Consider the following 12065-nt stretch of genomic DNA (forward strand, 5'->3'; position numbering starts at 1 on the left):
GGCTGCTGCCTCGTAGGAGGATCGGCGCCGGAGGAGGCGCTAGAGACCCCGCTCGCGACAGGCCCGTCGGCCCCTTGCGAACAGCCGAACCCGAGAGCAGCCGTGCCGAGCCAGGCCGCCCGCCACCCACGGATTCCGCGTCGCCGTGTCACTGCACGGTAAAGGTCAGCTCAGCGAGTTCGGCGCCCGGCTCGAAATCGTCATCCACATAGGTCACGCGCAATTGCATGCCGGGCGTGATGACCGGGCCGTCTTCGCCCGGTTCGACCGGGATCACGACCTTGCGCTGGTCGACCTCGGGATAGATCCCGATCCCGCGCAGCAACGCGACAGGCTCGCTGCGGCCACTGGCTTCCACCACGATATCGCCGAAGGCGGACCGGGTGCCCGAGCGCGTCAGAGTAATGCCGATGGCTTGGTTGCCCTGCGCGTCCACGAGTAAGGCGGGGTTGGTCATACCGACATCGAGCGTAGTCTGGCCGATCCGGACGATTACGGGAATCGAGATCCCGAAGCGCGGGCGGATCACGACGCCGATACCGTCGGCAGCCTGACCGGTCACCGCATCTTCGATCGACAGGCCGCCGCTGACATCGGGGACCGAGGTGACGAGGAAGTGCGAACGGTACTCGCCATCGGGGATATCGGCGGGTGCGCGGGCCATGACCCGTATAAGCTGAGACTCGCCGCCACGCAGGGCCACCCGGCGCGGTGAATAACGCAGGAACTGGCTCGCGGTCGAAACCGCTGCCTTCTGCTCTGCCGTCGCCCCGTTCTCGAACTGGACGAGGTTGCCTTCGGGCGACATCGCCATGTCGATAAACTTGATCTCGTAATCGCCTTCGTTGACGGTCTTGTTGTAGAGGCCGATCTGCGCGATCTGGCGGCGCCCTTCGATCACGATCCGCTTCGGAAACAGATTGACGTCGCCCAGCCCGCCGACCGAGCCTTCGGGAGGCTCGGGCTGCGAAGGTTTCTCGGCAGGCGCGGATTGCGCGGTTGCAGGCGTGGCGAGACACAACGCGGCGGCAGAGGCCAACCGCATGAAATCATTGATTGAAAGTCGCATGGATGCGGACCTTTCCTGACCCGTAATTACCCTTAGCTTAGGCTATAGGTCAGGCCGGATTCATTGGTAAACGATGGAGATCTCGAATGTCCCCGAATAATATCCGGGTTCCTGATTGGCGGTCATATTGAGCGTCGCACCGATGTAGAGATTGTAGTCGCCGTTGTTGTCGAAACGCGCCATCCGCCCGTTGCGGAAATTGCCAGTGAAATCATCCACCAGCATGGTCGATGTGCCGTTACCGATGGTCGCCGTATCGGGCAGCCGGGTCAGAAAGAAGCGGCGATTTTCGCCGCGCACGAGAAAATGCGCGGGGCCGCGATTACCTGGGAAAGTCGTTGTGTCAGCGGTTCCGCTTACAGTTCCGTCGGGCGCAACGATCACGGTCCCGTCAGCCACCGGCTGCATCATCGAGCCGAAGCGCAAATCCTGCAGCGGCGCGATCTGTGTCGGACCAACAATACGGACTTGCGCCGTTCCGCCAATGGAATGCGTGTCACCGGGTGCAGCCTGCGCGGCAGGAGCCATCGCGACCAGGACCGTCAGGGCCGAAAGGGGCAGGAGGAAAGTCTTGAAGGGCATGGTTAATGCGCCTTAAACCGCGAACGCGGGGTGAGCTGCTGGGCCCACCCCGCGATTCACGAGCCGTACCTTAGTTGTAAGTTACGGTTGCGGTGTACGAACCGCTGTACGAACCGACCGCCTGGTTGGCGCCGACGGTCAGAGTACCGCCGACAGAGAAAGTGTCCGAACCGCCGGTGAGCGAGCCCGAAGCTTTCGAAGCCGAAGTCGTGAAGCTCATGTTGTTGGTACCCGAAGTAACGGTGCCACCACCAACGGTGATCGAGTAGGAACGGCCATCTTCACCGCTCACGGAGAAGCCGTCGGCTGAAACGGTCGAGCCGGCCAGCAGGCGGACTTCACCGGTCGGCGTACCCGCGGTGCCAGCGGGCGAAACGGCGATCGTGCCGCCATTGCCTGCCGTCAGGGTGCCGAACGACAGCGAAGCGCCAGCGTCGTGCGTAATGGAGATCGGAGCCACGATTTCAGCGGTGGCGGTACCCGTTGCGTTGTCGGTGTCGCCCGGTGCAGCAACGGCCGGAACGGAGAAGGCTGCAAGTGCGGCCACGAGTGCAATTTTTTTCATTTTGCAAATCCTAAAGTGAAATGGTCCTCGGTGGCGCGCACTGGTCGATGCGCACCAAGCGGCGTTCCCGCTCGACATCGGGGATAGTACCTAGGTGTAAATAAACCTTTACTGCCGCAATCGCCCTTAAGGAAAATCTTGCCTGCGAACTCGGCGAATTTTCTCAAAATTTGAAAGGTTTATGAGGATTCGGTGCGAGGGCCGAATAGACTCAGTTATACGCCAAAGTAACCACGATCCGGGCCGAATAGCGGCCTGGCGGAGCGCCTTCGGGCACTTCCAGCGTGCCTCCGACCCGCAACAGATCGCGTCCGTCCGCATCCAGTTGCCCGGCTCCGTCCGCAGCCGGCAGATTGTTGCTCCGGCCCTGCAAGTCGGAAACCGGCAAAGTTACGCTGGCGTCACTGTCGAGCCGCGCAACTGTCCGTCGCTCGATAGAGAATCGGTATTCGCGGCCTTGCTCGCCTTCGACATTGAAACTGGCCGCACTGCCCGAGCAGGAGCCACCGGAGGAGGCAGCCCTCGCACCGCCCGAATACAGAGTGCCGCCGCTTGCGGCATCGACCGACACGGTGCCCGCACCGCTCGCCACGATGCATCCGAAATCGAGATCGTTGATTGCCCGAACCGTGAGCGGTCTGACTATCTGCACGCTCGCCTGCCCGGTGGCGGTTGCGCCCGCGCTTGTCGGTTGCGCATGTGCCGCGCCCGCACAAGTCGCAGCCCCGGCGAGCCATGCCAAGGCCAGCGATCGCGACAGGGATTTCATGGCAAGCACTGTTCAGCGTACCGAGACCAGGACGGCATCGACCGGGATCGGGATCGCGACCAGCGCCCCGCCGTAATCGCGCCGGATATCGAGTTGCCCGCCAAGATTGAATGAGGTCTCGCATACGCGCGTGCGGCAGTTCGGAATTTGCACCTCGATGATCTGGTTCGGTTGGACCACGGCGTAGCCGGGCAGGTCGGTCTGTAAATTGGAAAGCCGCGCCGTGATGCCGCCCAGTACGACGCTACCCGGCGCTGCGATCGTGAGCTGGATCCTGAGATCGAGCGTGCGCCGGCTGTTGTTTCCCCGATCATAGCGAAGAATGAACCGGGCGGGTGACGTATCGCCGCTGGTGATCGAGAAAACCCCGCTCCGGGTTACGCTGCCGGTGGGCCCTACCGTCACCGAACCGGTCGAAGGAACGGCAAACGATCCGAAGCGCAGTTCGGAAACCGGCAGGATACGCAGCGTGGAAGGGTCCGCCGAGGCGGGCGTCGGCGCCACGGCAATGGCGAGACCTGCGGCAATCATGGCCCAAATGCGGAAAACGCGACACATGCCAGGCACTATGCCCAATCCCGCGCCCGATGCATACCGGACAAACCCAATGTTCAACACCGGGACAATGGTGAACCGACTGGTTACGATGGGCTTGAGCAACGGGAAATGGTGCCGCTTAGCAGACTCGAACTGCTGACCCCATCATTACGAATGATGTGCTCTACCAACTGAGCTAAAGCGGCACTCAGGGGCGCAGTGGTGGGCGCCCTATATTCGGCCATCCTTGCGGGAAGGATGGAGGCCCGAGCCGGAATCGAACCGGCGTACAAGGATTTGCAGTCCTCTGCGTCACCACTCCGCCATCGGGCCATCCCTCGCCAGGTGAAAGCTTCGCCTCGCGGGGGAAGCGGGCCTCTAGCGAGTCCTTGGCGGCAATTCAATCGCATTGTGACGATGCGACCGCGGCCACAAGCAAGAGGGTGGCGCTTTGCAATCGATCTACTATGAGCCGTGCCCATGTCCGTTTCCGATCTTCGTGCGCCGATCACGTCCGAAGGTGGCGCTGTCACTCTTCCAGCCGACAAATGGCTGCAGGGCCGCACGCTCTTTGGCGGAGCCTCGGCGCTTGTCGCCTACACCGCCGCGGTGCGCGCTTTCCCCGATCTCCCGCCCTTGCGCGCAGCGCAGATCGGATTTGTCGCGCCGGTCGGAAAGGACGTGGAGACGCGGGCCGCAATGGTCCGACAGGGTCGCAACGTCGCGCAGGTGCGCAGCGAACTGCTGGTCGAAGGCAAGGTCGCGCTCACCGCATTCTGGCTGTTCGGAACCGGTCGCGAGGCCAACGCCGTACATGCCGCTGCCAAGGCCGATCCCTGGCCCGGCGCACCGGAAGAGAACGATTCCGCGATGACCGACAAGGGCCCGCCTTTCATCGTCAACAATTTCGACATTCGCCGCGCGCAGGAAACGCAAGGCCCCGGCGAACCGATCGTCCGGCGCTGGTTCAGGCTGACCGATCGGGGCGAGCTCGATCGCGTATCGGAGCTGATCCTGGTGGGCGATACGCTGCCCCCGGGCGCCATGCGCGCGATGCAGCGCCAGGGCCCGATCAGCTCGATCAACTGGTCGTTCAATATTCTCGATGCGGAACTCGGCACGCGCGACGGCTGGTGGCTCGGCGAGACCGCCAGCCAGCATGCCGGTGCAGGCTATTCGAGCGAGCGGCTACGGCTCTGGAATGCCGACGGCGTGCAGGTGATGGACGGATTGCAATCCGTTGCCGTCTTCGGCTGACGGCGGCGCGACCTATCCTTCGACGTCGGCGTAGGCTGCCTTGCGCTTCTGCATGCCGGCCATCACAGCCTCGACCTGGTTGGGCTGACGAATGATCTGATCCTGCTCGACGCTCTCTTCGATGAGCAGTTCGGAGCCGGTCATGTCGTACATCTTGTTGGCGATGCGCTTGGACGCCTGCATGGCGTGCGGATTGCGATCGGCGATCACGCGAGCGAGCTCGGTCGCTCTGGCGTGCGGATCCTCATCGACATGGGTTGCGAGGCCGAGTGCCTGCGCTTCGGCACCGGTGAATTCCCGATTGGTGAAGATCAGCTCGCGCAATACATCATCGCGAACCAGGCCGCGCCACAGCACGTAGCCGCCCATGTCGGGGACCAGCCCCCACTTCATCTCCATGATCGCCATGCGCGTCGCCGGATGAACGACACGGATATCGGCGCCGCTGGCGATCTGCAGCCCGCCGCCGAAGCACACGCCGTGAACGGCAGCGATCACCGGCACCTTGAGCTTGCGCCATTGTGTCGCGACCTGCTGCGCGCGGTTGGAATCGCCGTGCGTCCGGTCCGCCAGCTTGCCGCTGCCCGAGCCGGTGGGATTGCTGAAATTGGACAGGTCGAGGCCGGCACAGAAGGCCTTCCCTTCCCCCGAAAGGACGACCGCCCGCACCCGGGGTTCGGCCTGCAGTGCCTCGGCAGCGGCGATCATCGTCTCGAACATCTCATGGTCGAGCGCGTTCATTTTATCCGCGCGCACGAAGCGGACCTGCGCGACGCCATCGTCTTCCAGCGTGATCGACACGCGATCGTTGGTGGGGAATTCCATCCTTTGACTCCTGCAAAATCGTTGGCAGGATCGTCGCCGATTGAAAGAGGCCTGTCCAGCCCCGTCAAAGGTCGGGGCTGGACAGGTGCGACCCTCCTCAGTCGAGAAAGCCTCCCGCAGCCATGCTGAAGAAGCGATCTCGGGTAAAGATCATGTGGTCGATCAGTGTTAGTTCGAGCTCTGCGCCCAGTTTCTGCAGGCGGTGCGTCGCAACGATGTCCTTTTCGCTCGGTTGGCAATTACCCGACAAGTGGTTGTGCGCGAGGATCAGTCCGCCGGCACCGATCGTTAGCGCCCGGTGCACAAGCGGACGGGCCCGCAACACCAGCGAGTTTTCACCGCCGATCGTCAGCGTCTCGTCATGCAGATATCGCTGCCGATCGTCGCAATAGACGACATGGAGGCGTTCCTCGTTCGCCATGGCGAAGCGGCTGTGAATATACTGAAGAAATCCCGGATCGGCCAAGGCGGCCGGCATGCGCCCGAACCCGCGGGCAACAGCATCCCGCTCGAGGGCTTCCGCGCAAATGCGTATCTCGACACCCATCAGGAATACCTCATGCCCGGCTGAACGCGCCAGTCGCGATAGGAGCCTATCCTTGTTACGCGCGACGCGTGCCTGCCCAGTCCGAATGCGAGGACGAACAGCTGGAACCAGAACGGCATGGAATACAGCAGGTAATAGGACAGGCTGCTGACCGGCTCGACCATCATCCGCACGATATGTGCGGTGAAGGCGACCAATTGTGCAGCGGCCATGACCATGGGATAGAACCTGTTGGCTTTAAGCGCGATGATGAGGAACACGAACAGGCCCGCGGTGTCGAGCATCAGATGCCACGGGTCGATCGCCTGATAGGAAGGCGACGGACCGAGCACCGCGTGATAGCCGCGGTCCAGCACGATCATGGCCATCAATGTGCTTGCACAGGCAAGCTCCGGACCTCTCCCCTTCCAGATGGCAATCAGGAAGAGAAGCAGTGTCACCACATTGAGGACCATCGCCTCGTGCTGGACCAGCGCGGCAATCATAGCCTCAGCTGTGTGCCAATTCAGTCAACGGATGCAAGTTCGACGGGATATTCTGCCGTCGGCGTAAGTTCGGTTTCGGCGCCGTCGCCCGGCCCCATGTATTCGCGGCTGAGGCGGTTGAGCTCCTCGTGCACGCGCAACAGGCTCGTCGACATGGCGAGACCCTGGTGCTCGGCCTGCATCAGGCGCATCATCGCCTTTTGGCCTGCATCGACATTGACGTCCGGATTCTGGCGCGCGCGGAGCATGGTCTGCTTCAGTTTCGCGCAAGCGGCCATCGCCTCGTCGGTAACGGCTTCGGCTTCGCGGATCTGCTTGCGGATGGAGAGAGCGTCGGCGGCAATACGGTTTGGCATCTTCGGAAACCCCAAGTTACGGCAACCGATTGCTCTCCTCGGCCTGCGCAGAACTGTTCGGGGGGGCGACTTCCCTGCCTCCCGACGCCTCACTCATGGAGAGTGCCGCCGTCACCACCAGAATGACCAAAACGATAAACGCAAGAGCCAGTCCGATGATGACGGCAAGGCGATAGAGGACAGCATGATCGCCGTCGAGCACCCCGGGGACGACCCGGGGCTCGTTTCTCACGTGCCATGGCGCCTCGATCGCAAGTGGCGCCACGTCTGAGAGAACGAATTCCCCGGGTGCGACCCGGTCTTCTTGTTCGCTCTCTTTGACGCGTTGCGGGACTTCAGAATTTCTGGATGCAGCTTTTCTATAGGGTGCAGGACTGCCCGATTCCCGCACTTCAGCCCGGTAGGAATCGACCAGATCCTTCAGGTTTCCGACACCGTAGACATCCTTAAGTGCCCGAATATGCTGGTTAATTCGACTCTCGGAAACATCCAGATCAGCCGCGATCTGTTTGATCGGCATGCGCCGATCAATTCTCACCAGAACGTCTTTTTGCCTGTCCGTCAACGAACGGGACGTGGCCACCTGCATGATCATGGGCTCCTGTTACCGCGCATACTTAGGACAAATTGCCCGATTCAGCAAACGCGCCGAAAGCCGACAGGTCCCGAATCGGACCGGCCGCGAATCAGGTCATGCCGCTTGGGTGTTGATGCCCTTGTCGGCGAGATAGCGCTTAATGTTGCGCGCCGCCTGACGCAGCCTTTGCTCATTCTCCACCATGGCAATTCGCACGAATCCTTCACCCTCTTCGCCATAGCCGACACCGGGGGCGACAGCGACTTTGGCTTCGGTCAGCAATTGCTTGGAAAACTCGAGGCTGCCGAGGTTTGCCAGCGCCGGCGGGATCGGCGCCCATGCAAACATCGAAGCCGGCGGCGGCGGAATATCCCATCCCGCCCGCCCGAAGGCTTCGACCATGACGTCGCGACGCCTGTGATAGATCAGGCGGTTTTCCTCGACCACGTCCTGCGGGCCGTTGAGCGCAGCGCAGGCAGCGGCCTGGATCGGCGTGAAGGCGCCGTAGTCGACATAGCTCTTCACCCGGGTCATCGCCCCGATAAGCTGCTTGTTGCCGACCGCGAAGCCCATCCGCCATCCGGCCATGGAATAGGTTTTGGAAAGCGTCGTGAATTCGACCGCGACATCCTTCGCACCCGGCACTTGCATGATCGAAGGCGTCGGCTTGTCGTTGTACCACAGCTCGGAATAGGCGAGGTCGGACAGCACCCAGACCTCGTTCTCCTTCGCCCATGCAACCAGTCGTTCGTAGAAGGCGAGGTCGACCACTTCCGCCGTCGGGTTCGACGGATAATTGACCACCAGTACGCTGGGGCGCGGCACGGTGTAGGCCATCGCGCTTTCCAGCGACTTCCAGTATCTTTCGTCGGGCGTGGTCGGAACCGCACGAATGGTCGCACCAGCCAGTATGAATCCGAACTGATGGATCGGATAGGCCGGATTAGGCGCGAGGATTACGTCGCCCGGGGCCGTGATCGCCGTCGCCAGGCTGGCGAGCCCTTCCTTCGAACCGAGCGTGACGACCACTTCGCTTTCGGGATCGATATCGACGCCGAACCGGTTGCCGTAGTAATTCGCCTGCGCTCGCCTGAGGCCGGGAATCCCGCGCGATTGCGAATAGCCGTGCGCGTCGGGCTTCTGCGCAACCTCGCACAGTTTGTCGATGACGTGCTGCGGCGGCGGGCGATCGGGGTTTCCCATGCCCAGGTCGATAATGTCTTCTCCCGCCTGGCGTGCCGCGTGCCGCATCGCATTGACTTCAGCGATCACGTAGGGGGGCAAGCGCTTCATCCGGTAGAATTCGGTGTCCATATCGTCCCGACTATAGCTTTCCTTCAGACCTGCATCCTGCAGGAATTCCTTACTGGCGCAAAGCTCTAGCACGCGCAATCGAATGCATAATGCGCGCATCGAACACCGCCCTTGTCAGACCAGTCGCCAGCGCCCAAGAAACAGGGCAGGAGACCCGGCATGAGCGACACCAAAGACCCTTTTTCCGATCCCACGCAGGCATTTTCGAAGCTGTTCGACTTGCAGGACGAAGCGGCGCAGTCGATCTTCGGCCAGATGATGCCGGGCGTGGCGCCGAAAATGCCCGATCTGTCCGAGGCAGGCGCGTGGGCCAAGAATGCTGCGACCATGCAAAGCATGTGGCTCAGCTTCCAGGCGGAGCAGGCGGCCAAGATCTCCAAGGAAATGCCCGACCCGACGCGCTGGATGGCCTATCTCGACAGCTTTCACAAACGCATGCCGATGGTCGATATGGCCGCGCAGCAGCAGTTCTGGGGCGATTCGATGAGCATGTGGAAGGGCGTGCTCGGCCAGTTCGGCGGGCAGTTCGGCGACAATTCGGATGCCGCGCCCGAACTCCCGCGCAAGGACAAGCGCTTTCGCGACGAGCGCTGGCAGAACAATCCGGTCTTCGCGCTGATCCACCAGACCTACCTGCTGATGGCAGAGCAACTGGAGAGCATGGTCGACAGGCTGGACGGCGTGGAACCCGACAAGAAGGAACAATTGCGTTTCTCCGTGAAAGCCGTCGTCGATGCTCTCAGCCCGTCGAATTTCGCGGCGACCAACCCGGTTGTGCTCGAGCGAACGCTGGAGACCAAGGGCGAGAATCTCGTCAAGGGCATGCAGCACATGCTCGACGACATGCGGCGCGGCCAGCTGACCCATACCGATCCCGACGCGTTCACGCTGGGCGAGAACATCGCGGTCACGCCGGGCAAGGTCGTGCACGAAACGCCGATGTATCAGCTGATCCAGTATTCGCCCTCGACCGAGGAAGTGCTGGAAGTGCCACTGGTCATCTTCCCGCCGTGGATCAACCGTTTTTACATTCTCGACCTCGATCCGGAAAAGAGCTTCATCCGATGGGCGGTCGAGCAGGGCCTGACGGTCTTCGTGGTCAGCTGGAAATCGGCCGACGCCTCCATGAAAGACGTAGTGTGGGACGATTACATCCGCAGTCAGCTCGAAACGATCGATCACATCCGCGGGCGGCTGAAGGTGCCGCAGGTCCACGCGATCGGTTATTGCGTGGCCGGAACTACCCTTGCGGCTACGCTGGCGATCCTCGCTCGGCGCGGGGAGCAGGACAAGGTGAAGAGCGCGACCTTCTTCACCGCGCAGGTCGATTTCGAGAAGGCTGGTGAGCTGCTCCACTTCATCGACGACAACCAGGTCGCCGCGATCGAAGCGCTATCGGGCGAAGGCTATCTCGACGGGCGCTACATGGCCGCGACATTCAATCTGTTGCGCGGGACCGACCTGATCTGGAACTATGTCGTCAACAATTACCTGCTGGGCGAGGACTATCCGGCCTTCGACCTGCTACACTGGAACGGGGACGTCACCAACCTGCCTGCGAAATGGCACAAGGACTATATTCAAGAGCTGTATCGCGACAATCGGCTGGTCAAGCCGGACTCGCTGAGCGCTGATGGCACGCCGATCGATCTCTCGCTCGTGTCCGTCCCGACCTATGTGCAGGCCGGCAAGGAAGACCACATCGCGCCGGCCGAAAGTGTCTGGCGATTGCGCGAACATTTCACCGGTCCGATCCGCTTTGTGTTGGCGGGTTCGGGCCATATCGCTGGCGTCGTCAACCCGCCCGACAGCGGCAAATACCAGTACTGGATCAACGAAGATCCGGACGTGACGACGCTTGAAGCTTTCCGCGAAGGCGCAACCGAGCATCCGGGAAGCTGGTGGCCCGACTGGATCAAATGGGTGCGCAGCCAGGACAGCAAGACCGTAAAGGCAAGCGGCAAACGCAAGCCCGGATCGATCAAGTCCGACAAGGTGATCGAAGACGCGCCAGGTCGCTATGTGGCCGCAAGATAGTTGCGCTCACTAGATTTTCTCGCACAGTAACAAGGCGTTAGAGCGCATTATCCCATTTATTGTGCACTGCACAAAAATCCCTTGACTTCGCAGTTGCAATGCCTATTTTGTGCACTGCAACATAAAACTGCAACGAAGATCAAGGACACTCATCATGGCCGACACCGCCACGAGCAAAATCGATGCCGCTGCCGAGAAGGCCTATGCCGACGCAGCTGCCAGCAAAGTCGACGCCGAGAAGGTCGAAAAGGCCGTCGAAGCCGACGCCACGCCCGAAGCCAGCCCTGCCGTCGTGAAGAAGGCAGTCGCGACGAAAGCTCCTGCAAAGAAGGCTGCCACGCGCAAGCCGGCAGCGAAGAAGGCCGCGACGAAGAAGGCTACCGCCAAGAAGACCGCGACCCGCAAGCCTGCTGCCAAAAAGGCGCCGGCGAAGAAGGCCGCTCCTAAAAAGGCTGCTGCCAAGACTGCAGCGAAGACCTCCACCGTTATCAAGCTGAAGGATACGATCATGGCTACCGACACCAAGAAGATCACCGAAACCGCGAAGGAATTCGCCGCCGACGCTCAGACCCGTCTGAAGGGCGCATATTCCAAGGGCACCGAGCTCGCCGGCGACGTCGTCGAATTCAACAAGGCCAACATCGAAGCCATGATCGCTTCGGGCAAGGTTCTCGCCGGTGGCATGCAGGACATGGCTCGCGAAGGTTTCGAAGACACGAAGAAGGTCGCCGAGCAGGCCCGCGAAGACGCCAAGCTCGTCGCTGCCGTCAAGTCGCCGACCGAGTTCGTGAAGCTGCAGGGCGATTTCGCTCGCCGCAACTTCGACGCTGCTGTTGCTTACAGCTCGAAGAGCACCGAAGCGTGGCTGAAGCTGGCCAACGAAGCATTCGCTCCGATCTCGAGCCGCTACAGCGAAGCTGCTGAAAAGTTCTCGAAGGCTGCCTAAGCCTTCGCAAGAAACAGCTTGAAGGCCGGGTAACCTCTCCTCTCCCACTCGGCTGGATACTGGAAGGGTCGGATAGCCATCGCGCTGTCCGGCCCTTTTGCTTGCGCGGTTCACAGGCGGGGACCCGAACGATCAGTTTTCTTTAACTCCTGCAGCGCATCGTGAGCGAGCGGCAGCGCGTCGCTTCCTCTTGATTGCA

The 12065-nt window shown here is 61.5% G+C and carries 14 protein-coding genes and 2 tRNA genes; 3 read left to right on the forward strand and 13 right to left on the reverse strand.

All coding sequences use genetic code 11. The features are described from left to right. Positions 1–148: 148 nt before the first annotated feature. The 7 genes from EL2594_RS09985 to EL2594_RS10015 all read right to left on the reverse strand — a co-directional run bounded on the left by EL2594_RS09985 (position 149) and on the right by EL2594_RS10015 (position 3855). Positions 149–1069: a hypothetical protein gene (locus tag EL2594_RS09985; protein WP_011414942.1), complete on the reverse strand. Its 921-nt coding sequence runs from the start codon at positions 1067–1069 to the stop codon at positions 149–151. 60 nt (positions 1070–1129) lie between these two features. After that, entirely contained in the window at positions 1130–1651 is a 522-nt protein-coding gene (locus EL2594_RS09990; RefSeq protein ID WP_011414943.1) for a DUF4402 domain-containing protein, read from the reverse strand. 70 nt (positions 1652–1721) lie between these two features. After that, complete coding sequence (locus EL2594_RS09995) at positions 1722–2216, reverse strand: DUF4402 domain-containing protein (RefSeq protein ID WP_011414944.1); 495 nt, start codon at positions 2214–2216, stop codon at positions 1722–1724. 211 nt (positions 2217–2427) lie between these two features. Then, the gene (locus EL2594_RS10000; protein ID WP_011414945.1) at positions 2428–2985 is read right to left on the reverse strand and encodes a DUF4402 domain-containing protein; all 558 of its coding nucleotides are present in this window, start codon (positions 2983–2985) and stop codon (positions 2428–2430) included. Between the two features lie 12 nt (positions 2986–2997). Then, the gene (locus tag EL2594_RS10005) at positions 2998–3543 is read right to left on the reverse strand and encodes a DUF4402 domain-containing protein (RefSeq protein WP_081432308.1); all 546 of its coding nucleotides are present in this window, start codon (positions 3541–3543) and stop codon (positions 2998–3000) included. A 109-nt stretch (positions 3544–3652) separates the two neighbouring features. Next, positions 3653–3728 (reverse strand) — tRNA-Thr (locus tag EL2594_RS10010). Between the two features lie 53 nt (positions 3729–3781). Then, a tRNA-Cys gene (locus EL2594_RS10015) sits at positions 3782–3855 on the reverse strand. 147 nt (positions 3856–4002) lie between these two features. On the opposite strand from EL2594_RS10015, the gene EL2594_RS10020 reads away from it, so the two are divergent. Then, positions 4003–4779 (forward strand): acyl-CoA thioesterase, encoded by a 777-nt coding sequence (locus EL2594_RS10020; RefSeq protein WP_011414947.1) that lies wholly within the window; start codon positions 4003–4005, stop codon positions 4777–4779. A gap of 12 nt (positions 4780–4791) precedes the next feature. Here EL2594_RS10020 and EL2594_RS10025 read toward each other — a convergent pair whose 3' ends face one another. The 6 genes from EL2594_RS10025 to EL2594_RS10050 all read right to left on the reverse strand — a co-directional run bounded on the left by EL2594_RS10025 (position 4792) and on the right by EL2594_RS10050 (position 8883). Beyond that, complete coding sequence (locus EL2594_RS10025; protein WP_011414948.1) at positions 4792–5604, reverse strand: crotonase/enoyl-CoA hydratase family protein; 813 nt, start codon at positions 5602–5604, stop codon at positions 4792–4794. Positions 5605–5701: 97 nt separating this feature from the next. Next, positions 5702–6151, reverse strand: coding sequence for a JAB domain-containing protein (locus EL2594_RS10030; RefSeq protein ID WP_011414949.1), 450 nt, complete (start codon positions 6149–6151; stop codon positions 5702–5704). Then, positions 6151–6636, reverse strand: a complete 486-nt coding sequence (locus EL2594_RS10035) for a hypothetical protein (RefSeq protein ID WP_011414950.1) — start codon at positions 6634–6636, stop codon at positions 6151–6153. The genes EL2594_RS10030 and EL2594_RS10035 overlap by 1 nt, the downstream gene beginning before the upstream one ends. A gap of 20 nt (positions 6637–6656) precedes the next feature. Continuing rightward, entirely contained in the window at positions 6657–6992 is a 336-nt protein-coding gene (locus tag EL2594_RS10040; protein WP_011414951.1) for a hypothetical protein, read from the reverse strand. Between the two features lie 16 nt (positions 6993–7008). After that, entirely contained in the window at positions 7009–7587 is a 579-nt protein-coding gene (locus EL2594_RS10045) for a sigma factor-like helix-turn-helix DNA-binding protein (protein WP_011414952.1), read from the reverse strand. A gap of 96 nt (positions 7588–7683) precedes the next feature. Further along, a complete protein-coding gene (locus EL2594_RS10050) occupies positions 7684–8883 on the reverse strand; it encodes an LL-diaminopimelate aminotransferase (RefSeq protein ID WP_011414953.1) in 1200 nt (399 codons plus the stop codon). Positions 8884–9042: 159 nt separating this feature from the next. Between EL2594_RS10050 and EL2594_RS10055 the strand changes: the two genes are divergently transcribed. Together EL2594_RS10055 and EL2594_RS10060 are read left to right on the forward strand one after the other, a co-directional pair. After that, positions 9043–10920 carry a PHA/PHB synthase family protein gene (locus EL2594_RS10055; RefSeq protein ID WP_011414954.1) on the forward strand — a complete coding sequence of 626 codons (1878 nt, stop codon included), beginning with the start codon at positions 9043–9045 and terminating at the stop codon, positions 10918–10920. Between the two features lie 154 nt (positions 10921–11074). After that, positions 11075–11866 carry a phasin family protein gene (locus EL2594_RS10060; RefSeq protein ID WP_011414955.1) on the forward strand — a complete coding sequence of 264 codons (792 nt, stop codon included), beginning with the start codon at positions 11075–11077 and terminating at the stop codon, positions 11864–11866. The last annotated feature ends 199 nt before the right edge of the window (positions 11867–12065 follow it).

Origin of the sequence: Erythrobacter litoralis HTCC2594 (assembly GCF_000013005.1) — a bacterium.
Lineage (GTDB): Bacteria > Pseudomonadota > Alphaproteobacteria > Sphingomonadales > Sphingomonadaceae > Parerythrobacter > Parerythrobacter litoralis_A.